Consider the following 20,278-nt stretch of genomic DNA (forward strand, 5'->3'; position numbering starts at 1 on the left):
TCTCATGGACCCAGGCCTCCATTGTAGGCCTGGCCCAGAAATTAGTAATCACCATTCCTGCTGCGTGATTATAACAAACAGGGGCGACTACTTCGGGGGAAACCGCGTAATCGTGACCGGTGCGTAGGAGAGCGTGGGGCCGTCCGGGGTCCGGTACGCAAGCGTATGCTTGAGCCAGTTCGCATCGTCGCGTGTGGGAAAATCCGAGCGGTAGTGCGCGCCGCGGCTTTCCTCGCGGGCGAGCGCGCCAGCCACGATGGTGTCGGCGAGATCGAGAAGCGATTCGAGCTCCAGCGCCTGAATCAAATCGGTGTTGAAGACGCGGCCGTGATCCTGAAGCAAGAGTCGGCGCGCCCGCAGCCGCAGCTCCTGCACGGTCTTCGCGGTCTGCGTCATCGATTCTTTGGTCCGGAAGATCCCCAAGTTTTGGCTCAAGGCCTTGCCGAGCTCGTCGCGAATCTGCCACGCCCGTTCTCCGTTGCGCGTAGCCATCAACGCTTTGATGCGGCCCTCTTGGTGCTGCAGGGTTGAAGAAGATGGCGTGACGGGCCGAGCCGTCGCAATGTAGTCGGCCGCGCGCGTGCCGGCCCGGCGCCCGAACACGATCGTCTCGAGCAACGAGTTGCCGCCCAGCCGGTTTGCTCCATGCACGCTCACACACGCGCATTCCCCTGCCGCGTACAAGCCGGGAATCTCCGTCTCGCCCCATTGATTGGTCCGGACACCGCCCATTTGGTAGTGCGCGCCGGGGCGCACCGGGATCGGGCTTTCGATCGGATCCACGCCGGCAAATTCCATGGCGAGCTCCCGGATTTGCGGCAGCCGCTCCAGAATCCGGTGGCGCCCCAAATGGCGAAGGTCGAGCAGCACGCAGCCTTCTACGCCACGCCCTTCGAGAATTTCCTTGCCGATCGCGAGCGACACGGTCGAGCGGGTCGCCAACTCCATCTGCTCGGGCGCGTAGTGCTTCATGAAGCGCTCGCCCAGGGTGTTCAGCAAATGACCGCCCTCGCCGCGGGCCCCTTCCGTGATCAGAATCCCCGTATCCTTGAGTGTGGTCGGATGGAACTGGACGAATTCCATGTCTTCGAGGGGCGCGCCGGCGCGGTACGCCAGCGCCATGCCATCGCCCGTATTGATCACGGCATTCGTGCTGGTGAGAAACACTCGCCCGCTGCCGCCCGCCGCGAGGATCACCGCCTTTGCCGCAATCGTCTGAAGGCCGCCGTGAATGATGTCCCATGCGACCACACCCTGGCACCGACCGTCTTCCACGATCAGCGCCGTCACGTACCATTCCTCGTAGACGAAGATGCGGCGCTTCATGAGTTGCTCGTACATCGCGTGCAGGATGGCATGGCCGGTTCGATCGGCGGCGTAGCAGGTCCGGGGAAAGCCGGCGCCACCGAAGGGGCGTTGCGCAATACGGCCTTGTTCATCGCGGCTGAAGATCACGCCCATCCGTTCGAGGTCCAAGATGTCGGCCGGCGCCTCGCGGCACATGGCTTCGATCGCATCTTGATCGCCCAGGTAGAGCCCGCCCTTCGTCGTGTCGAAGGCGTGCGCCTCCCACGAGTCATTCTCACCGAGCGCGGCATTGATTCCGCCCTGCGCGGCGACGGAATGGCTCCGGACCGGATGGACCTTGGAGACAACGGCGATGTCGAGTGAGGCGGGAGCCGCGAGCGCGGCGCGCATGCCGGCGAGGCCGGCTCCGACGATGAGCAGGTCGTGTGTCTTCATTCGGCCAAGATCACTGCGCACCTCCGGCTCGAAGAGATGGCACGTGATTCATCATCGCGCAGAGCGCACGTTGCTGCAAGACCCTTGCTTCGCTCCACGCGGGCAGGCAGAATGGGATCATCGCGATTTCAACTAGGAGCGCGCATGAACGCTGACCAGATCTTGAGTCCGTCCGATACGTTCGTCCATCGTCATTTGGGACCGACCGAGGCCGACATTCAAGAAATGTTGGCCGCCTTCGGCTATCAATCGTTGGATGCGTTGATCGATGCGACCGTCCCGGACGATATCCGGCTTCGACGCCCGCTCGCGCTCGGCCCTCACCGCGGCGAGCACGACGTTCTTGCCGAGTTGCGACGCCTGCACGACCGGAACAAGATTTTCCGGTCGTTCATCGGCATGGGCTACTACGACTGCCCGACGCCGCCGGTGATCCAGCGCAACATCTTGGAAAATCCCGGCTGGTATACGCAATACACCCCGTACCAACCGGAAATCTCCCAAGGCCGGCTCGAAGCGCTCCTGAATTTCCAGACGATGGTGGCGGACCTCACCGGGCTGCCGCTCGCGAATGCTTCCCTTCTCGATGAAGGTACGGCCGCGTCCGAAGCCATGACGATGGCGCATCGCATTATCAACCGAGAGGCGGACGGGGACCGGAATCTCTTCTTCGTCGCGGACGACTGCCATCCACAGACCATCGCGGTGCTGCAGACCCGCGCCACGCCGCTAGGCATCACGTTGCGGGTCGGCAAGGCGGCCGAGGCGGTCGCTGACCCGCATCACCTCTTCGGGTTGCTGCTCCAATATCCGGCCACTGATGGCGCGATTTATGACTACCGCCCGCTGATTGCCCAGGCCCATAAGGTTGGCACGCTCGTCGTCGTGGCGACCGATCTGTTGGCACTCGCACTGCTCGTCCCTCCAGGCGAGCTGGGGGCCGATATTGCCGTCGGATCGAGTCAGCGTTTCGGCGTCCCGATGGGGTTCGGCGGCCCGCACGCCGCCTTCGTTGCCACAAAACAGGAGTACGTGCGGCAACTGCCCGGACGGCTCGTGGGACTCTCCAAAGACGTGGCCGGCAAGCCGGCGTACCGGCTGGCTCTGCAGACGCGGGAACAGCACATCCGCCGCGAGCGGGCGACCAGCAACATCTGCACGGCTCAAGTGCTGCTCGCCGTCATGGCCAGCATGTATGCCGTCTATCACGGTCCAGAGGGATTGCGCCGGATCGCGGAGCGCGTGCACGGCTTGGCCGTGAGCCTTGCCGAAGGGCTGCGCCGGCTCGGCCATCGGACCGGCGACGCGCCGTGCTTCGATACCGTTCGTGTATGGCCGAGCGGGGAGACGGCCGCACGCTCCACCGATCGGATTCTCGCCCGCGCCCACGAGCGGGGCATCAACCTCCGTCGGTTCGACGACGAGTCAATCGGGATCGCCCTGGATGAATTGACGACGGCGGAGGAAGTCCAGACGCTTTGGGATATCTTTGGGGGCGCGGACGGTATCCCCTTCACAGTTGCCGGCATTGCGCGGGAGGTCTCCTGCGATTTTCCGCCGTCTCTCACGCGAACCAGCAAGTACCTCGCGCATGAGGTGTTCAACCGCTACCATTCCGAGCACGAGATGCTGCGCTATCTGCATCGCTTGCAGGCGCGCGACCTCTCGCTCATCCACTCGATGATTCCGCTGGGCTCATGCACGATGAAATTGAATGCGACGGTGGAGATGATTCCGGTGACCTGGAAAGGCTTCAGCCGTATCCATCCGTTTGCGCCGGCCGAGCAGACGTTGGGCTACCAAGACCTCTGCTCACAATTGGAGCGGTGGCTCGAGGAAATCACCGGCTTCGCGGCTGTCTCGCTGCAACCCAATGCCGGCTCGCAAGGTGAATACGCCGGTCTCATGGTGATCCGTGCCTATCAACAACACCGCGGGCACGGTCAGCGCGACGTCTGTTTGATTCCGACCTCGGCTCACGGAACCAACCCGGCCAGCGCGGTCATTGCCGGGCTCCGCGTAGTCCCCGTCGCCTGCGACGATCATGGGAATATCGACGTGGTCGATCTGGAAGCCAAAGCGAAAGAGCATGCCGATCGCCTCGCGGCATTGATGATCACCTACCCCTCCACCCACGGCGTCTTCGAGGCGGCGGTGCGACGAATCTGCGAGATCACGCATCGCTACGGCGGGCAGGTGTACATGGACGGCGCGAACATGAATGCGCAGGTGGGACTGTGCCGACCCGGTGACATCGGCGCGGATGTCTGCCATCTCAACCTGCACAAGACGTTTTGTATTCCCCATGGGGGCGGCGGCCCGGGCATGGGGCCGATCGGCGTGGCGCGGCATCTCGCGCCGTTTCTCCCCGGTCATCCGGTCACAAGGCTCGGCGGCAAGCACGCCATTGGTCCGATCTCGGCAGCGCCGTATGGGAGTGCGAGCATTCTCGCGATCTCCTGGGTGTACATCGCATTGATGGGAGCGGACGGGCTGACGAAGGCGACGAAGGTCGCCATCTTGAACGCCAACTACATGGCCAAACGCCTGGAAAAGCACTATCCCGTTCTCTACACCGGCAAGAACGGGACGGTGGCACACGAATTCATTATCGACATCCGTGGCTTCAAGGACAGCGCCGGTATCGAAGCCAATGACATCGCCAAGCGGCTCATGGATTACGGCTTCCATGCGCCGACCATGTCGTTCCCCGTCCCCGGCACGCTGATGATCGAGCCGACGGAGAGCGAATCGAAGGCCGAACTGGATCGGTTCTGCGACGCGATGATCAAGATCCGGGGCGAGATTCAGGAGATTATCGAAGGCCGGATGCGGCAGGATGACAATCCACTCAAGAATGCGCCGCATACCGCGGACGCGGTGACAGCCAGCGAGTGGACACACCCGTACAGCCGTGAGCAGGCCGTCTTTCCGGCTGCGTGGGTCCGCGCGGCAAAGTTCTGGCCGAGTGTGGGACGGATCGACAACGCCTACGGCGATCGGCATCTCGTGTGCGCGTGCCCCCCGATGAGCAGCTACAGCTAGAGGGACTTGCTCGACGGAGCGCACGCAACGGCCGAAGGCCCCCAACGGCCATTTCGTTCAATACCAAATCTCCATTCGCAGTCCTTTGGCATCTCGCGGTGGGCTCTCGGGTAGCCGCTCGGCCTGTCCTGTGGCAATCCGTAACGCCGTCCACGTCAACGCGTACGCGTCGACAATGTCATCCGGCGCGACATCCCGCCGAGGCAGGCAGGCGAGCGCCGCGCCGAGGGCCGCTTTCAGCCGGAGAAAAGCGGGATGGCCCGCTGATTCCAAAGCAGCCACACGTTCGCGTCGTCCTTCCACCGTCTTCTTGTTGAACACGGTGGCTTGTCGGCCACGGAGCGCCCAAAAGGCAAGCTCTGGATGCGCTTCATGCACCCGTGCCTGATACGCGGGCGTCATGGATCGATCGACCTCGGCAATCTTCGAAAGAATGCCGAAGGCCTGTCGACTCAAACCGGTCAGCTCGTGAAACGACGTCGCGCCCAAGCATGGCCGCGTCGGCGGGGAAAACACGCTGCTGGCCCGTGGATGACCAAGTCGTGCTCGCGCCGCGCGGTCGCAGAAACGGCCGCCCACCACCGGGGCGTCGAGCAGGCCGACCGGCAGATCAAGCGTAATGACGTCAGGCGTCGGATCAGCGAGTGTCAGCACATCAGCGAACGCTGGCAGCACGACCGGCCGTTCACATGCGCGCGATCGCGTATTGAGCCGTACCACCACCCAGCCGCCTCGACAGCCATCGACGCCCGCCACAATCGGCATTGAGCCCCTGCGCATCCTTCCTTGGTTCCGCGCCCGAAAGGCAGTATAGTGGATCCGTGAAGGACGCCGGTATGCACCTGTTCCTTGCCGTTCTGCTCACGTTGCCGGTCGCCGCGCTCTCCCCTGCTGCAGAAAGCCGGCCGGGACCGGGGTGGCATCCGTCCAGTCCCATTAATCTGGAGCCCGGAGTCCACTATCGAAGCGGCACGCGGCTCCGAGTCGCCGACTATGGGACGGCCTTTACGATTCCTCAGGGTTGGTTCGGCGCGATGCCGCCCGGCTCTCGGACCCTGTACCTGGAATCACCGAAGCAGATCGGCTTGGGACTCGTCTCGCTGTTACGCGGCGTGACGCCCGAGGAAATGGAGGAGCATCTGAACGAACCGCAGGTCATCGACGAGGGATATATGCTCCATCCGATAGGATCGGCGACACGCACTGATCAGCGGATTACCGCGCTGTATCACCACGGACAAGATCGAGCGGTGGCCCTCGCCCTGTTTGGCCCAGACGGGACAGGGATTCTCTTCATGATCACGGGGCCACAGTCCGAGAAGCCGACCTACGACGCAATTCTGGATGAGCTCGCCCGATCGGTGGAATTTTTCGCGCCGCAAGTCCGCCCAGCCGAACGCTAGGAGGCGACGTGAGATGTTCGGGAGATTAGACTCAACCTGCAGGATGGTTTGCCGATGGTAACGCGATGACGTGCCGCGCCGCCCGGTTCATGCCGATCTCTCCCGCCGTGCCGACGACGTGCATCCGGTGCGGCGAAACGGGCCTCACGGTGTTCTACTCATCACGAGACGGCCGGATCCATCTCTGTCCGCCCTGTTTTCAGGTTGAGACGGCGGCCGGGCCACTAGAGATCCGGCGCGAAGACGCTACCTGGAAGAGTCGGAAAAGGTAAGGCCCCCTTTCTGCACCTCGGTATAGGGCAGCAGCCAGACGAGCGATTCGTCGTGGAGGTCGACCACCTGAATGCGGTTGCCCCAGGGATCACGAAAGTCACAGCGAAACCCCTCCTCGACCTTCAAGCCATATTTGCCGATGATCTTCTCCCGCACCGCCTGCACTTAGGCATCATCGCGCACGATCAAGCCGAAATGCTTCGCGCGATCGGGCTGCAAGGTTTCCACCTCGAAGATCGCCAGGAATTGATGCTCGCCGAGCTTGCACCAGGCCGCCCCTTCTCCGCCGCGCAACATTTCCAAGTTGAACACGTCCTGATAGAAGGCGACCGCCTTCTCCACATCGTCCACTTCGATCACGACATGATTGCATCCGTAGACCTTGACCGCCACGGCGATTCTCCTTTCCGAGCGTCGTCCTAACTTCAGGATAACAGGAGGAGCGATTAGATGGGAGCCTGGGTTTGCCCCGAGGAAGCCAGCGCCTCCAGCCTTTAGGGCGCCTATGACCGGCGGGAAGCAGCGCGTCTGCGATCAGGAATGGCTTTTTAGGCCAGAGGCCATGGCAACGAGCAGAAGGAGTGCGATACTCTGAGACTGTTCGGCCGCTGCCTGTAGCAACTTGCGGCAGTACCGCCTGTCAGCAGCCGTTGACTCAGACCATCGTGTCACGGATTCCCGCTTGGAGGCTATAGATCATGAGACAGATCGTGCTTGCCAGCTTCCTTCTCTGCTTCATCACGACTGCCGCGACCCTCGCGGGCACGAGTGAGGTGGCTCAGCAGCCGCCCCTCGCGAAGGCCACGTTTGCCGGTGGGTGCTTCTGGTGCTTGGAAGAGGCGTTGGACAAGGTCAAAGGCGTGGTCTCGACGACTTCGGGCTATACCGGCGGCCAGCAGCCGAACCCATCGTATGAAGAGGTGTCGGCGGGCGGCACCGGACACGCCGAATCGGTCGAAGTTCTCTACGACCCGAAGGTTGTCAGCTATGAGCAGTTGCTGGATGCGTTTTGGCACAACGTCGACCCGACGACGCCTGACCGCCAGTTTTGTGACCGGGGCCGTCAGTATCGATCCGCGATTTTCTATCATGATGAAACACAGCGCCGGCTGGCGGAGGCATCCAAGCAGGCGTTGGAGCGATCGAAGCCATTCACCGGCCCAATCGTCACCGAAATTGTTCCGGCGTCCACGTTCTATCCGGCGGAGGAGTATCATCAGAATTTCTATCAGAAGAATCCGTTTCGATATAAGTTCTACAAGTTCAATTGCGGGCGAGCTCAACGGCTGGAAGAGCTGTGGGGCAAGAAAGGCTGAAACCGGTACGCAGCATTCAGTGGCGCCAGCGCAGCCGAGCGCCGGCCGGGCGAAGCGCCGCCCAGACCGGCCGGATCAGCGGGAGGTGAGCCATCAGCTGGAGGTGCGAGATCGGCGTCACCCGTCGCTTCTCTCGGAACGTCCTCAACAGTGTGACGGACACGAGCAGCCGAAGGATGCCGGACGCCAGAAAGACCAGTGGGAGGTTCGAGACAAGCGGTAGTACCAGGCCGAAGAAGAACAGCTTGGCCGGCGCGATCGTGGCCAACCAACTTCCCAGCAGCGCCCCCACTGCCGCTCCGGCCGCATTGGTCGCGTTGTACACGGCGATGCCTCGTGCCCGATCGCCGGCCTGCAGCACGTCGAAGACATAGTTGCCGAGGCTCAACGAGAATCCCGGCCAGATCATCCCCGACACGAAATTGATGCAGACGACGCCCCACCAGGTGGGCGTTATTAAATAGAGGACCGGGAGGATGGGGATGAGCAGACCGGTCACGGCAAGGACTTTCGTGTTCCCGTACTTGTCCGCAATGCGCCCCCATTCCTGCAGTGTGAGCAACTGCCCCAGGATCGGCGCCGCCATCCAGACGCCGTATTGCACATAGGTCAACTGAAGGTCGCGCAACAGGTAGACCACGAAGAAGGGCCCGGCAATCATCGTCGCCACATGAAAGCTTCCGGAAAAGACGAGAAAGCGCCGAAACATGATGCTGCGGCGGGAGCCGAGGAACTCGATGACCCCGCTCGATTCGGCGGGCATCTGGTTGCCTTTGGTCTCATCGAGTCGTGACAGATACTGCACCGACGCCAACCGAGCCGCGGCGGCGAAGCAGAAGACCATCGCGAAGCCCCAGATCGGCTGAGTCCATCGCTCAGACACGTGAAGCAGCACACCGCCGGCCGCGAGCGCGAGGAAGCTGCTCATCGCGATCACCTTCGCGCGCTTGGCGAAGTACGTCCCCCGGTGATCGGCATCGACCATGTCGGTGATGAGACTATTCCATGCGGGCACGGTCAGATGGCCGGCGGCAAAGTATAGCGTCACGCTGGCGAGCAGGAGCCACGGACCGTACCCGGGGAACAGAAAGGGAAGCAGGAACACCGGTACCCAGGCGAGCGCTTGCGCGGCCGCGCCGTGGAGAATCAGCGGCTTCCTCGCCTGAAGGCGGTCAAGCACTTTGACGGAGAGCAATTGCGAGCAGGTCCCGATAACTGGCGGCAAGGCAGACAGCAGACCGATCTGAAACGGCGAAGCGTGCAGGTGCAGTGCAAAAGCCGAGAGATAGCTCTCCCCGCTTCCCTGCATCATCGCGGAGCACGCACCTTCTTTGACCTGATCCGCCAACGGGTCCGAACACCGGCTCCGACCTCTATGGTGCTCATCGGCCGTATTTCCACGCTCGGAAGATGAGGCATTCATACGTCGGTATAAATCCGACACGAAGGGCGTTATCAAGAAAATCTGTTTTAGTACCCAACAATAAGTACGTAGGCACGCTGCGGCCGTCCTGCTAGATCTCGCCCAGAGCCGCTCAAGACGGTATCAGGCTTTCTCGAATCAGCCTCAATGTGTTAGAAGAAAGAAGAAGGAGCACGTGATGGCTGAGATGGGTCCATCCACCGCGTCCAACTTTATCCGCGACATCGTCGCGGACGACCTGACTACGGGCAAACACCGGCACGTCGTGACACGCTTTCCGCCGGAACCGAACGGCTACCTCCATATTGGCCATGCCAAATCGATCTGCTTGAACTTCGGCCTGGCTCAGCAGTTCGACGGTGTGTGCCATCTCAGGTTCGACGATACGAATCCGACGAAAGAAAGCATGGAGTACATGCACGCCATCCAGGAAGATGTGCGTTGGCTGGGATTCGACTGGCAGGGGAAGATGTTTTATGCGTCGGACTATTTCGATCAGCTGTACGACTATGCCGTTCGTCTCATCACGAAAGGGCTGGCCTATGTCGACAGTCTGAGCGCCGACGAGATCCGGCAGTACCGCGGCACGCTCACCGAACCCGGCAAAGACAGCCCGTATCGGACGCGGTCGGTCGAGGACAACCTCGACCTGTTTACCAGGATGCGCGCCGGGGAGTTTCCGGATGGTGCGCATGTCTTGCGGGCGAAAATCGACATGGCGTCCCCCAATATCAATTTACGCGACCCGACGCTCTACCGCATCCGTCATGTCGCACATTACCGGGCCGGTACACGGTGGTGCGTGTATCCGACCTACGACTATGCGCATCCCATCTCCGATGCGATCGAAGGCATCACCCATTCGATCTGCACGCTGGAGTTCGAAGATCATCGTCCCTTGTACGACTGGGTCTTGGATCACGTCGATCCACCGTGCCATCCGCGTCAGATCGAATTTGCGCGTCTGAATCTCTCCCAGACGGTGATGAGCAAGCGCAAGCTCCTGGAGCTCGTGGAACACAAGGATGTCTGCGGGTGGGACGATCCCCGCCTGCCGACGCTCCGAGGACTGCGGCGGCGCGGGTATACGCCCGAAGCGATCCGGGCCTTTTGTGACCACATCGGCGTGGCGAAACGGGACGCCGTCGTCGAAATGGCCTTGCTGGAACATTTCATCCGCGAGGACTTGAACCGTCGCGCCCCGCGCGTCATGGCGGTGCTGAAGCCCTTGCGCGTCGTGATCGAAAACTATCCTGACGATCGGGTCGAACACTTGGAGGCCATCAACAATCCCGAAGATCCCGCCATGGGGACACGACCCATTCCGTTTTCCCGCGTACTCTATATTGAGCAGGATGATTTTCGGGAAGAGCCGCCCAAGAAGTTCTTCCGCTTGGCGCCGGGGCAGGAGGTGCGCCTTCGCTACGCCTATATCATTCGGTGCATCGGCGTCACGAAACATCCGCGCACGGGAGAGATTGAAGAAGTGCGGTGCACCTATGATCCAGAGACCCGTAGCGGTGCGCCGCAGGCGGCACGGAAAGTCAAAGGGACGCTCCACTGGGTATCGGCGGCGCATGCCGTCCCGGCTGAGGTGCGACTGTACGAATCTTTGCTGAACGCGGATTATGAGGAGCGGGAAGGCGACGATTGGCGGGCAGGGCTGAACCCACATTCATTGACCCTGCTGACCGGCTGTCGCGTCGAGCCAAGTTTGGCGAACGCGACGCCGGGGACGCGATATCAATTCGAGCGGCAAGGCTACTTTTGCGTGGATCCCGATTCGGCACCCGGGCGGCTCGTCTTTAATCGGACGGTGGCGCTTCGTGATTCGTGGGCCAAGATCGAGAAGGCGCTCTAACACGCGGCGTTGCCACCTCTGCCAGTAAATTCACGCGACATGGCCGGACGCGACAGACACGACATTATCTGCCGCGTTGGAGATAGACGGATTGTAGGCCGATCATCGTTTTCGCATCGCGGATCGTGCCATCCTCGATCTGCGCCAACGCTTTCGTCAGTGGCAGTTCGACGATTTCCAACACTTCATCCCGATCGAGCTGCTGTTTTCCCACCCGCAACCCACGCGCCACGTACAGGTGCATGACCTCGTCGGTAAATCCCGGCGCGGTGAAGAACGTGGCCACCTTCTCGAGACGTTCGGGCTGATAGCCGATCTCCTCTTCGAGTTCACGCTGTGCGCAGACCGCCGGGTCCTCCCCGGGATGGAGTTTGCCGGCCGGAATCTCATAGATGAATCCACCCGCGGCGAGTCGAAACTGCCGAATGAGAATCACGGTGTCGGCATCCTTCATCGGGACGATCGCGGCCGCGCCGGGATGGCGCACGACCTCGAGCTCCACGCCGATCCCGTTGGGCAGCGTCACCTGTTCGAGGTTCAACGTGACGACCCGTCCTTTGTAAATGGTGGTGACCATCGTAGTCATTTCCGGTGTACGAGCGATCGAGGGACTATCCAATCGTTCACTTACCTCTGCGCCTTACGACGATAGAACGGGGGTTTCACGACACCGGCCGGCACGTGTTTTCCGCGAATGTCGATGAGCAGCCGCGTACCGGGCTCCGTAACGGCGGATGGGACGTATCCCAAGCCGATACCTTTCTGGAGGATCGGGGAGAGGTTCCCACTCGTCACCTCACCGATCTGGGCTGCATCGGGGCTCGCGAGGATCCGACAGCCGTGACGCGGGACCGCCTTTTCATGCAGTTCGAACGCGATCAGCCTCCGCGAGCAGCCCTGACGCTGCTGTGCGACCAGGGCCTCGCGGCCGACGAACTCGCCTTTGTCCATACTCACGATCCATTCGGCGCCTGCTTCCACCGGCGTCGTCTCTTCGCTAATGTCATTGCCATACAGCAAGTAGGCCATGTCGAGCCTGAGCAGATCGCGCGCCCCGAGACCGGCGGGCTTCAAGCCAAGCTCCTTGCCGACTTGCAGGAGGCCGTGCCAGATCGTCGTGACGTCGCCGGCTGACACATAGAGCTCATAGCCCAGCTCGCCGGTATAGCCTGTCCTGGTGACGACCAACTGAATCCCGCTGATCTTCACATGTAGACATCGGCGCGGTTTGAGGGTTGAGAGAGCCGCCACACCCAACCGCTCCAAGATCTCTTGCGATCGCGGTCCTTGCAGCGCGAGTTGGGCCATCGCGGCGGACCGATCGAAGACCTCGACGGCCCTTCCCGCCCCTTGTGTGAGCAGCCAGTCGAGAATCTTCACGCGGTTGGACGCGTTGACGCAAAGCCAATACTCATCCGCCTCCAACCGGTACACGAAAATGTCGTCCTTAATACCCCCGGCCGGATTGCAGACCATGGAGTAATGCGACTCGAGCACCCCAAGCTTCGCCACATCGTTCGTCGTCACGTATTGAAGAAGGGCGAGCGCGTCGTCGCCGCGAACGATCATTCGGCCCATGTGGCTCACGTCGAACACGCCGGCCGCCCGCCGCACCGCATAGTATTCGTCGACGACGCCGCTGTACTGCATGGGCATGTCCCAGCCGGCAAAGTCGACCAGACGGCCGCCGGCCGCTCGGTGTGCCTCATAGAGTGGTGTACGTTGCATTTCTTTTATTCTTTTCTTTCAACGGATGCTCGAAAAGGTCAGTTGCACCCGGCCCTGCCCCTGGCGCGCCAAGACGCGCCCCTTCCCGTACAACGAGGCCGCAGCAGAGAAAAAACCGGAGGTGTACCCTCCGGGGTACGTTGAGGATTTTTTCGATGCGAGAACGAAGTTGGAGACCTTTTCCAGCATCCGGTCATCGCAGGTCCAGTAATTCGACTTCAAATGTGAGAGTGGCATTCGGCGGGATGATTGACCCCGCCCCGCGCGAGCCGTACCCAAGATCGGGCGGCACGATCAGTTTCCGTTTTGCACCAATCCGCATGCCCAGGATGCCTTCATCCCATCCTTTGATGACCTGGCCGGTACCGACTCGAAACGAAAACGGCTGGCCTCGATCATGGGAGCTATCGAACTTCGTCCCGTCCGCGAGCCAGCCGGTGTAGTGCACCGTGGCCGTATCCCCCAACTCCGCTTCCCGCCCCGTCCCCTTCACCAACTCGACGTATTGCAACCCGGATTCCGTTGTGACGGGCCCCGACGCCTGGGGCGGTTCGCCAATTGCCGAGTCTCGAGCGAGTGACAGTGAAGCGGTCAGCATGAACGACAGCACGGCCAACGGGAACAGCATTCCCCCTCCAGCGAAATTTCAATCTTCAGGTTCCGAGAAGAGCGCAAGGCTGGCGGTATACCCGTGCAGGAAATTCATGCCACCCACCGGGCCGATCTCGCCTTGCGCGAAAAATCCCGCCAGAGGGATCTCGCCCGTCCGCTCGCGGACGACTGAGACATCGTGGTGGGGTCGGCCGAACAAGCCCCGCCCGCGACCACAACAGCTGAACAGCAGTGCTCCGCGCGCCGGACGGCGATGCCGCGCCCGGTCCGCCGCCAACAGCAAATGCAGGTCCTCGCTCGCGCTCTGTGCATCCCGGACTTGGAATTGGATCGTTTGTCCTTCTTTGACAATATCCCCGATGGCGACACTCCCGGAGCTCCGGTCCGCGCCGATCAGATTGCGGACAAGAAAATCGCCACGCTCAAAGCGATTTCGCTGCTCATCCATCACGATCCCGACATGCAACGCCTGCTGCACCAAGTTTCGTTCCTCGCTGCTCAGCGACTCGAACATACTTTGCAGACACTCCAACGCCGGCACGCCTGCCAATTCATGAACGAGATTGCGTTCGGCCTTCGTCACGACATACCGTTCGCCGATCGGCCGGCACCCTTGGGACACAATGGTTCGAATGATGACGGGGCCGGCAATCGCGACGGCGACGAGGCCGTCATCGTAGACCTCATCATCGAGCAGCAGCCGATTCTCCCCTTCGTCATGCCCGCCTCCGGCCATCCCGCCGATGGCATGAGCCCCCGGACACGCGTCGGCCAACCCGGCCAGTACCTCATCCATCGGGGCCGAAAATGGGTCAGCGAACATGAGGATCGTCGGCGGCGCGAGATGTAGGCGGCACTCCGCCGCCCATTCCTCGAGCGAGAAGCGATCGTCTTCGAACGCGAGCCGCAGTGGGGTGAGGGCCGCCCCCGGGAGGTGGGAGACCCACAGCGTGGCGGCCGCGCTTTGCTCAATCTCCTCGCTTGCCGTGATAATCCCTTCCCCGGTGCAGCCAATGAGGGCTTTGGGATTCAGCGCGTCACGGATCGCGCCACTCAGCTCTCGAACGTGGGGCCGATGATGGGCGGATACAAACAGGCAGGCCAGATCAACCGAGACATCGCCGAACTCGCCCCGTACCGCGGTCTTCAGCTCTTCTGCCGCGAGAAACGGATCGAGCTTTCGTGAGACCGCCGATGCAAATTGCACACGCCACCTTCTCCGGCAGTCTAACAACGCACTTTTGGCTTTGTCTATCGAGAAGAGGTGCTACTCGTCGAGGGCCGCGCGGTCACCCCGCTCCTGCTGCAGCTTTTTGTAATAGCGCCAAATGTAGGAATGGTAGTCATCGAGTTGAGCCAGCAAGTAATGCAGTTCGGTCGGATCCTCGGTTTCCAGCGCCCGCACCATGCGCTGTTGTAGAAACGTCGAGAAGGCCTGCGTCTTGTCGATTGCTGTCAGGAGCCGCAGGCCACCACCCATTTGATATTCGCCCATATGTCCCCTTTTCATGTTGGCAAAGAATAGAGATCGTGCCGGTCGATTGCAATGGGTCGAACGTCCGTTACGGCAGCCCCAGCAGTCGCGAAAGAACCGAGAGCGAGATCGCCTCCACCCGATGATCGTCTCGCCCAACCATCGTGGTCGCCATCGTCAAGGCATTGAGAATCGCTTCCTCCGTCGCTTCGGCGGTGGCCGTGAACAGGGCATTGAGGTGAGTATCTGATACATGCGTCATCGTGAAGAGCGGGGTCTCCGGATAGTGAGGAATCGTGTTCGCGGTGGAAAAGGCCAGGATGAAATCACCACTGCCGTGACGGACGGTCGATCCGGTGCGTGCGAGCCCCACAACGGCCCGCTTCGCCATGCGACCGAGTTGCCGGGCATCCACTGGCGCATCCGTCGCAATGACAATGATAATCGAGCCTTCTGCTCCAGCCGCCGATGTCGCCTGCTTGTCATAGCGAAGCCCGACCGGCACCCCATTGACCGTCAGTTCTTCACGTCGACCATGGTTGGCATTCACCAACACCCCGATCGTATAGATCACGTCCTGTACCGGGACACGACGTGAGGCCGTCCCGATCCCTCCTTTGAAGCCATAAGACACCATCCCGGTGCCGGCACCGACGGCGCCTTCCGCGACCGGACCGGTCGATGCCGCCTCGAGCGCCGTCACGACGTCCTGTTCGCTCACATGCCGCCCTTGGCTGTCGTTGAGCCGGCTGTCGTCACATTCGGCAACGACCGGGGTGACTGTATCGTCGCTGATCCCGATGGTGGGATAGTGTTTCAGCATCCACGTGATCACACCGTTCGCGACCCGCGGGACGTTCAACGTATTGGTCAATGCGACCGGATACTCCAGGAACCCCGATTCGGCAATCCAGGCGAGCCCGGTCATCTCGCCCGTACCATTGAGCACAAAACCGGCCGCGGGAACTTTTCGGTGCCACACATCGTCACGGGGAATCACGACGGTCACGCCCGTGCGGACGGGGCCGGTGCCGGGGACGAGTGCGCCGGCGCCACGTATGAGAGTCGCGTGGCCCACTTTGACGCCCGCCACGTCGGTGATGGCATTCAATGCGCCGGGAGCGAAACGACCGATCTGCACGCCAAGATCCCGGATACGAACTCGCTGTTCTCCCTGGAGCGGCTCACCGGCTGCGATCGGATTGATCGTCAGCATCCCGACGAGGAGGAGACAGAGCGGGGCAACCTGTTGCCGCGATGCCTTACCCATCTTGGTCTCCCGCTTTACCACCCGCTGGGAAAGGCATGAATCGGCTGGCTCGGGAATGATAGGCGAAGGCTGATCGCCTAACCGCCCACTTCGCATCGAACGCGACGTGGAACTCATCAAATCCCATGCCGCCGGTTGACAACTCCACGCTGTAAAGGTCGCTTGGCACAGCGGCAAGGACAGGAAAGACGTAGCGCAGTCCCCAGGTCGGGATGACCTTGAAATACTTGGCATCAAGAAACTGATAGCGGAATACAGGCCCGTCAGGCGAATTGAGCACGTCGTCCGGTGCGCCAAGCACGGCCACAACGTCGTTCATCGCCGTCTCCCCAGGCCGGATAAATGCCACCGCTTCCTCGGTCAACGGCCGGTTCACCGTCACCCGTTGCCATCGGATCGGGCAACCGGTTTGAGCGAGGACCAGGATGAACAGCGCAATTGCCCAGGCCACTCGCATGAGCGTCATTCGTTGTTAGTCACCGAAGGGCCAGAACTGAAACTTGGGCGGATCCTTCGGTTTTCCAAAAATCACCTCGTCGACGATCCCGCGGTCGTCGAAGAAGACGTACAGGTCTTGCCCTTTGATATTGGTTCGCGAGAAGAATAACAGGGTGCCTGATTTGACCTCGTAACTGTAGTATTGAAAGACGGGGCGTTTGTTGATCTCAATGAGGCGGTCGGGCGCACCCAATCGGCTCGCCACGTCCCGCTCCGTCGACACTCCTTTTTCAAGAGACTCGATCGCCTCGGGATCGAAGCGATCTCCGTAATTGCCGCGAAAAAACGCGCACCCCGAGACGAGGACTGACAACGCGAGGACGGCGGCCGCATTACGGAGCAGTCGGGGCCTTCTTTCGCGGGAGGATGAAGTCGTCCTCAAAGACTTCGTAGTGGGCAGGCACCAATCCGAGCTTTCGATAGACGGCTTGGGCGGCCGCATTCTCATGTTCGACATACAGCCGCAGGCCGCAGACATCGGGACGTCCTCGCGCTTGTTGATACACTTCCCTGTACAACCGTCGAAAGACGCCGCGGCGGCGCCACGCATGATCGATGTAGACGCTTTGGATCCACCAAAAGTTTGCATTGCGCCAGTCGCTCCATTCGAACGTGATCAAGAGCTGCCCCACGACCCGCCACCTCTCAGCGCCTCGCACTTCCGCGACGAGATAAAATCCATGACTCGGCGATTGCAGGACCGCGAGGGTGCCTTCCCGCAAGTCACGCTCGTCGAGCCGGCGCCCCTCGGTTTCCTCCGCGAGCGCGAGACTAAACCGCACGAGGGTTTCGAGATCGGCCATCGTCGCCGCGCGAACGCTCACGTCGGCCCTCGCCCGTTGCTCGTATGTCATCCCGGCACCGCCGGTCTGGCGCGTGCGAGCCACCCCGGCCCGGGATTAAAGAGCCCGGCGGAAAATTCCATCTTCATCGCGTCCTCCGGATCCAGCAGCACCGGATAGACCTGCTTCTTTGGCACGAAGGCAAGATACCCGGTAAATGGATGGATGGCCGTCGGAACGAAAATCATGACCAGCGGCCCGGCCGGGTCGACCTGGAGCGCAGGCGGCGCCGAGCCCATAACAAACCCAAGCGCCCATAGCCCGTCGCGTGGAAATGGGAACACGATGACCATGCTACGATCGAACCGCTCACGGAACTTGAAGATGTCCGTCATGCCTTTGAGCGTGACGTAAATCGTTCGCACGATCGGGATGCGTGTGAGCCATCGTTCGGTGGCATGGAGCAATCCCTGGCCGAGAACGTGCGTGGCAAAGATGCCAGCCAGCAGGATGAGGCATCCCAGAAGGACGATACCCAATCCCGGCACATCACTCTGGATCGCGGGGCCGAATATGTCGCCGACCAGGCCGTCGAGCGTGGTCAGCAAGGCGTGCAGGATGAGAAGTGTGCCGCCTGCGGGTAAGAAGATAAATAGCCCGGTGAGAAAGTATCGGCGGATAGCCTTAGCGCCCCTCGTCAGCATTCCTGCTCAGTCTAACAGAATCAGGCCATCGGTTCATCGGGTGGCAGGTGAGCCTTGATCTCCTCGGGCCAATTCTTTACCGTAGAGGCAGCCAGAGAGCAAAAGGAGGGACGATGGAAGAGGCGGGACCACCGGGAGCGGTCAACATCGACAGGGAATTGCTCGCGATCTTGTGTTGTCCGGAGACCAAACAGGACGTCACGCTCGCACCGCAGCGCCTTATTGATGTACTGAATCAACGGATCGCCAAGGGCGAGCTGAAGAACAAGGCCGGGCAGCCAGTGAGTGAAAAACTCGACGGCGGATTGCTCCGGGCCGACAAGAAAATTCTCTATCCGGTCCGCGAAGATATTCCTGTGATGCTGATCGAGGAAGGAATCCCGGTGGAGGGGCTGACGTGACGTCCGAGCAGACGGGCTAGGGGAGCAGCACCTGTACATCCCCTTGCTCGCGGTCCGTCCTTGACCCGGTGGACGTGCCGCACTGAGCACACAGGTATTCGTACAGGTTGGCGGTCGGCAGGACGAGGAGCAGACGTTGTCGCGTCGGGGTCGCCTGGCGACAACGCGGGCAGTACAAGAGCGAAGCCCGAAACTCACGAAAATCTGCAGTGGTTTCATGCGCGGGCCGACGCGGCTCTTGCCGCCGCGGTCCGGGTCGTCTTGTGAGGTTTCGCGGGTCCATCGTCTCAGATTCTCGGATCACCTAGTCGTCTTCATCCGCACGGCCGGCCCGCCGGTCCCGAATCAACCACCAACCTGAACGCAGTAATTGAACGGTCACATAGACCGATAGCCCCACCAGGATACCGTACACGCCCCCCCGGTTGAGCGGCCAGAGATCCGGCCTGTGCAAAACGAGTCCCAGGACAATGTGGCCGCCGACCCCGAACGACAAGGCAAAGATGGCCCACTCTCTCGCCACCGAGGTCTTGCGAACGTTCTCCATAGGAAGCGCGCACCCAAGGCAGAGGGCGACGAGTTGGAACTCAACTTAGACGGAGCTTTTGGACGACTCGATGTCCGTCGCCGTGATCAGGCTGGTGAGGTAATCGGACACGAAGAGCAGCGCTTCTTCACGACCATCAGCTCGTCTGCCCTTTTCACGACGCTGGACCGATAACTCGTGGTCCAAATCCGACTTCACGTCGCTGAGGACACGCTGGAGCGATGAAGGAGTCAGATTCGCGTCCATGTCTTCCAGCTCCTGACACCGATCCAGAACCCAGTTCAGCCCCTCGATACGCCCCGCGTAGTGCTCTTGATCGGCTGTGTCCAATCGAGCCATCGTCGTTGCAAATGTCTGAGCCTCATAGACCAAATTGTAAAAGCTCGTCACTGCTCGCTGCAATGTCGCATTCATGCTTCTCCCCTTCGCTAAAAAGACTTTCTCATTATACATGAGATAGCCTTGCCAACAAGGAGTTTTTTGGGTTATGTGAACAGGAGATCGTGGAATTCCGACATGAACCCGTAGTACAGCGGCGCGAAATCTTTCAAGCTCTGCGGGCTCGTTTCTTTCAGCCGACGAAAGAAGAAGACTTGATGGCGGGGATCGAGCTGCTCGAGAAGCTGGCCGAGCTTCGCCATCGTGAAACTGCCGGCCGGAACGCTCAGTACGTAGTGCACAAGGCGCTCGACGAATTGCTGACCGACGTAATCGCTCGTGATGTACCCCTCGGGCAACTTGCCGGTCGTCAAAAATTCATCGAAGGGAACGGCTTGTGCGGCGAAGGGAATTGGACTCGGAGGCGGACTCGGCATTCGTCGTGTGGTGGCCTTTACCTCGGCTCACTCTACCGAACGCTCTCGCGGCCGTCAAGGCGACCCCTGCCGTCTACAGGAATGGAAACGGTTCAGTGCTACGCACGACCGCAGAAGGACGGGAAAGAAAAAGGGCAAGAGCCCCTTGGGACTCCTGCCCTCTTTTGAACCGGCCTCTTCTGCTTACAACCAGTTCACGCGTGGGGCCCATACCGAGCTTGCGTGAACCCGCCGCGCTCTCAAATCTGTGCGCCGGGATAGCACCGCCAGGACCGGGTGGAACGAGCCGCGCTCGTTCCACCCATTCCTGATTTAGAGCCAATTGACCCGTTCTGCGGGCCGAATGTAGATCGGCTCTTCGACCTGGATACGCGCCACTTCCT

The 20,278-nt window shown here is 61.1% G+C and carries 23 protein-coding genes; 5 read left to right on the plus strand and 18 right to left on the minus strand.

The features are described from left to right. Positions 1–87 precede the first annotated feature (87 nt). The gene (locus AC1U7K_RS11840; RefSeq protein ID WP_480251538.1) at positions 88–1,743 is read right to left on the minus strand and encodes an FAD-binding protein; all 1,656 of its coding nucleotides are present in this window, start codon (positions 1,741–1,743) and stop codon (positions 88–90) included. Between the two features lie 144 nt (positions 1,744–1,887). Between AC1U7K_RS11840 and gcvP the strand changes: the two genes are divergently transcribed. Beyond that, on the plus strand, positions 1,888–4,788 hold the full coding sequence (gcvP, locus tag AC1U7K_RS11845) for an aminomethyl-transferring glycine dehydrogenase (RefSeq protein ID WP_480251539.1): 2,901 nt from the start codon (positions 1,888–1,890) through the stop codon (positions 4,786–4,788). A 57-nt stretch (positions 4,789–4,845) separates the two neighbouring features. Here the strand turns inward: gcvP and AC1U7K_RS11850 are convergent, their stop codons facing one another. Continuing rightward, positions 4,846–5,553: a DUF429 domain-containing protein gene (locus tag AC1U7K_RS11850; RefSeq protein ID WP_480251540.1), complete on the minus strand. Its 708-nt coding sequence runs from the start codon at positions 5,551–5,553 to the stop codon at positions 4,846–4,848. Positions 5,554–5,624: 71 nt separating this feature from the next. Between AC1U7K_RS11850 and AC1U7K_RS11855 the strand changes: the two genes are divergently transcribed. Beyond that, positions 5,625–6,191 (plus strand): hypothetical protein, encoded by a 567-nt coding sequence (locus AC1U7K_RS11855; protein WP_480251541.1) that lies wholly within the window; start codon positions 5,625–5,627, stop codon positions 6,189–6,191. Positions 6,192–6,437: 246 nt separating this feature from the next. Here the strand turns inward: AC1U7K_RS11855 and AC1U7K_RS11860 are convergent, their stop codons facing one another. Beyond that, positions 6,438–6,629, minus strand: coding sequence for a hypothetical protein (locus AC1U7K_RS11860; protein WP_480251543.1), 192 nt, complete (start codon positions 6,627–6,629; stop codon positions 6,438–6,440). Then, a complete protein-coding gene (locus AC1U7K_RS11865; protein ID WP_480251544.1) occupies positions 6,630–6,857 on the minus strand; it encodes a VOC family protein in 228 nt (75 codons plus the stop codon). 305 nt (positions 6,858–7,162) lie between these two features. On the opposite strand from AC1U7K_RS11865, the gene msrA reads away from it, so the two are divergent. Continuing rightward, the gene (msrA, locus tag AC1U7K_RS11870; RefSeq protein WP_480251545.1) at positions 7,163–7,780 is read left to right on the plus strand and encodes a peptide-methionine (S)-S-oxide reductase MsrA; all 618 of its coding nucleotides are present in this window, start codon (positions 7,163–7,165) and stop codon (positions 7,778–7,780) included. Positions 7,781–7,796: 16 nt separating this feature from the next. Here the strand turns inward: msrA and AC1U7K_RS11875 are convergent, their stop codons facing one another. Continuing rightward, a complete protein-coding gene (locus AC1U7K_RS11875) occupies positions 7,797–9,092 on the minus strand; it encodes an MFS transporter (protein ID WP_480251546.1) in 1,296 nt (431 codons plus the stop codon). 289 nt (positions 9,093–9,381) lie between these two features. On the opposite strand from AC1U7K_RS11875, the gene AC1U7K_RS11880 reads away from it, so the two are divergent. Next, positions 9,382–11,064 (plus strand): glutamine--tRNA ligase/YqeY domain fusion protein, encoded by a 1,683-nt coding sequence (locus AC1U7K_RS11880; RefSeq protein ID WP_480251547.1) that lies wholly within the window; start codon positions 9,382–9,384, stop codon positions 11,062–11,064. 64 nt (positions 11,065–11,128) lie between these two features. On the opposite strand, the gene AC1U7K_RS11885 is transcribed toward AC1U7K_RS11880, so the two are convergent. The 10 genes from AC1U7K_RS11885 to AC1U7K_RS11930 form a co-directional block, all read right to left on the minus strand. Further along, positions 11,129–11,641: an NUDIX hydrolase gene (locus AC1U7K_RS11885; protein WP_480251548.1), complete on the minus strand. Its 513-nt coding sequence runs from the start codon at positions 11,639–11,641 to the stop codon at positions 11,129–11,131. A 50-nt stretch (positions 11,642–11,691) separates the two neighbouring features. Next, complete coding sequence (gcvT, locus tag AC1U7K_RS11890) at positions 11,692–12,792, minus strand: glycine cleavage system aminomethyltransferase GcvT (RefSeq protein ID WP_480251549.1); 1,101 nt, start codon at positions 12,790–12,792, stop codon at positions 11,692–11,694. A 193-nt stretch (positions 12,793–12,985) separates the two neighbouring features. Next, positions 12,986–13,420, minus strand: a complete 435-nt coding sequence (locus AC1U7K_RS11895) for an FKBP-type peptidyl-prolyl cis-trans isomerase (protein ID WP_480251550.1) — start codon at positions 13,418–13,420, stop codon at positions 12,986–12,988. Between the two features lie 18 nt (positions 13,421–13,438). Then, positions 13,439–14,611, minus strand: a complete 1,173-nt coding sequence (locus AC1U7K_RS11900) for an FIST signal transduction protein (RefSeq protein ID WP_480251551.1) — start codon at positions 14,609–14,611, stop codon at positions 13,439–13,441. A 60-nt stretch (positions 14,612–14,671) separates the two neighbouring features. Next, positions 14,672–14,899 carry a hypothetical protein gene (locus tag AC1U7K_RS11905; protein WP_480251553.1) on the minus strand — a complete coding sequence of 76 codons (228 nt, stop codon included), beginning with the start codon at positions 14,897–14,899 and terminating at the stop codon, positions 14,672–14,674. A gap of 67 nt (positions 14,900–14,966) precedes the next feature. After that, the gene (locus AC1U7K_RS11910; protein ID WP_480251554.1) at positions 14,967–16,148 is read right to left on the minus strand and encodes a DmpA family aminopeptidase; all 1,182 of its coding nucleotides are present in this window, start codon (positions 16,146–16,148) and stop codon (positions 14,967–14,969) included. Then, entirely contained in the window at positions 16,141–16,605 is a 465-nt protein-coding gene (locus AC1U7K_RS11915; protein ID WP_480251555.1) for a hypothetical protein, read from the minus strand. Before AC1U7K_RS11915 ends, AC1U7K_RS11910 begins: the two co-directional genes overlap by 8 nt. A 15-nt stretch (positions 16,606–16,620) precedes the next feature. Further along, on the minus strand, positions 16,621–16,851 hold the full coding sequence (locus AC1U7K_RS11920; protein WP_480251556.1) for a hypothetical protein: 231 nt from the start codon (positions 16,849–16,851) through the stop codon (positions 16,621–16,623). Positions 16,852–16,978: 127 nt separating this feature from the next. Further along, entirely contained in the window at positions 16,979–17,500 is a 522-nt protein-coding gene (locus tag AC1U7K_RS11925; protein WP_480251558.1) for an N-acetyltransferase family protein, read from the minus strand. Next, positions 17,497–18,132 carry a DUF502 domain-containing protein gene (locus tag AC1U7K_RS11930; protein WP_480251559.1) on the minus strand — a complete coding sequence of 212 codons (636 nt, stop codon included), beginning with the start codon at positions 18,130–18,132 and terminating at the stop codon, positions 17,497–17,499. The genes AC1U7K_RS11925 and AC1U7K_RS11930 overlap by 4 nt, the downstream gene beginning before the upstream one ends. 113 nt (positions 18,133–18,245) lie before the next feature. Between AC1U7K_RS11930 and AC1U7K_RS11935 the strand changes: the two genes are divergently transcribed. Continuing rightward, positions 18,246–18,533 (plus strand): Trm112 family protein, encoded by a 288-nt coding sequence (locus AC1U7K_RS11935; RefSeq protein WP_480251560.1) that lies wholly within the window; start codon positions 18,246–18,248, stop codon positions 18,531–18,533. A 304-nt stretch (positions 18,534–18,837) separates the two neighbouring features. On the opposite strand, the gene AC1U7K_RS11940 is transcribed toward AC1U7K_RS11935, so the two are convergent. From AC1U7K_RS11940 to AC1U7K_RS11950, 3 genes are all read right to left on the minus strand, one after another. Next, positions 18,838–19,080 (minus strand): hypothetical protein, encoded by a 243-nt coding sequence (locus AC1U7K_RS11940; protein ID WP_480251561.1) that lies wholly within the window; start codon positions 19,078–19,080, stop codon positions 18,838–18,840. Between the two features lie 45 nt (positions 19,081–19,125). After that, complete coding sequence (locus AC1U7K_RS11945) at positions 19,126–19,494, minus strand: hypothetical protein (RefSeq protein WP_480251562.1); 369 nt, start codon at positions 19,492–19,494, stop codon at positions 19,126–19,128. Positions 19,495–19,565: 71 nt separating this feature from the next. Then, entirely contained in the window at positions 19,566–19,895 is a 330-nt protein-coding gene (locus AC1U7K_RS11950) for a hypothetical protein (protein WP_480251563.1), read from the minus strand. Between the last annotated feature and the right edge of the window lie 383 nt (positions 19,896–20,278).

Source organism: Nitrospira sp. Vd2, from assembly GCF_979581665.1.

Bases quoted from the DNA above. Each gene is read 5' to 3' on its own strand.
- AC1U7K_RS11840 (WP_480251538.1), bottom strand. From the start codon at position 1,743: ATGAAGACACACGACCTGCTCATCGTCGGAGCCGGCCTCGCCGGCATG.
- AC1U7K_RS11885 (WP_480251548.1), bottom strand. From the start codon at position 11,641: ATGGTCACCACCATTTACAAAGGACGGGTCGTCACGTTGAACCTCGAA.
- msrA (WP_480251545.1), top strand. From the start codon at position 7,163: ATGAGACAGATCGTGCTTGCCAGCTTCCTTCTCTGCTTCATCACGACT.
- AC1U7K_RS11910 (WP_480251554.1), bottom strand. From the start codon at position 16,148: ATGGGTAAGGCATCGCGGCAACAGGTTGCCCCGCTCTGTCTCCTCCTC.
- AC1U7K_RS11880 (WP_480251547.1), top strand. From the start codon at position 9,382: ATGGCTGAGATGGGTCCATCCACCGCGTCCAACTTTATCCGCGACATC.
- AC1U7K_RS11935 (WP_480251560.1), top strand. From the start codon at position 18,246: ATGGAAGAGGCGGGACCACCGGGAGCGGTCAACATCGACAGGGAATTG.
- AC1U7K_RS11875 (WP_480251546.1), bottom strand. From the start codon at position 9,092: ATGATGCAGGGAAGCGGGGAGAGCTATCTCTCGGCTTTTGCACTGCAC.
- AC1U7K_RS11915 (WP_480251555.1), bottom strand. From the start codon at position 16,605: ATGCGAGTGGCCTGGGCAATTGCGCTGTTCATCCTGGTCCTCGCTCAA.
- AC1U7K_RS11855 (WP_480251541.1), top strand. From the start codon at position 5,625: ATGCACCTGTTCCTTGCCGTTCTGCTCACGTTGCCGGTCGCCGCGCTC.
- AC1U7K_RS11850 (WP_480251540.1), bottom strand. From the start codon at position 5,553: ATGCCGATTGTGGCGGGCGTCGATGGCTGTCGAGGCGGCTGGGTGGTG.
- gcvP (WP_480251539.1), top strand. From the start codon at position 1,888: ATGAACGCTGACCAGATCTTGAGTCCGTCCGATACGTTCGTCCATCGT.
- AC1U7K_RS11945 (WP_480251562.1), bottom strand. From the start codon at position 19,494: ATGAATGCGACATTGCAGCGAGCAGTGACGAGCTTTTACAATTTGGTC.
- AC1U7K_RS11905 (WP_480251553.1), bottom strand. From the start codon at position 14,899: ATGGGCGAATATCAAATGGGTGGTGGCCTGCGGCTCCTGACAGCAATC.
- AC1U7K_RS11930 (WP_480251559.1), bottom strand. From the start codon at position 18,132: ATGCTGACGAGGGGCGCTAAGGCTATCCGCCGATACTTTCTCACCGGG.
- AC1U7K_RS11950 (WP_480251563.1), bottom strand. From the start codon at position 19,895: ATGCCGAGTCCGCCTCCGAGTCCAATTCCCTTCGCCGCACAAGCCGTT.
- AC1U7K_RS11925 (WP_480251558.1), bottom strand. From the start codon at position 17,500: ATGACATACGAGCAACGGGCGAGGGCCGACGTGAGCGTTCGCGCGGCG.
- gcvT (WP_480251549.1), bottom strand. From the start codon at position 12,792: ATGCAACGTACACCACTCTATGAGGCACACCGAGCGGCCGGCGGCCGT.
- AC1U7K_RS11940 (WP_480251561.1), bottom strand. From the start codon at position 19,080: ATGGAGAACGTTCGCAAGACCTCGGTGGCGAGAGAGTGGGCCATCTTT.
- AC1U7K_RS11895 (WP_480251550.1), bottom strand. From the start codon at position 13,420: ATGCTGTTCCCGTTGGCCGTGCTGTCGTTCATGCTGACCGCTTCACTG.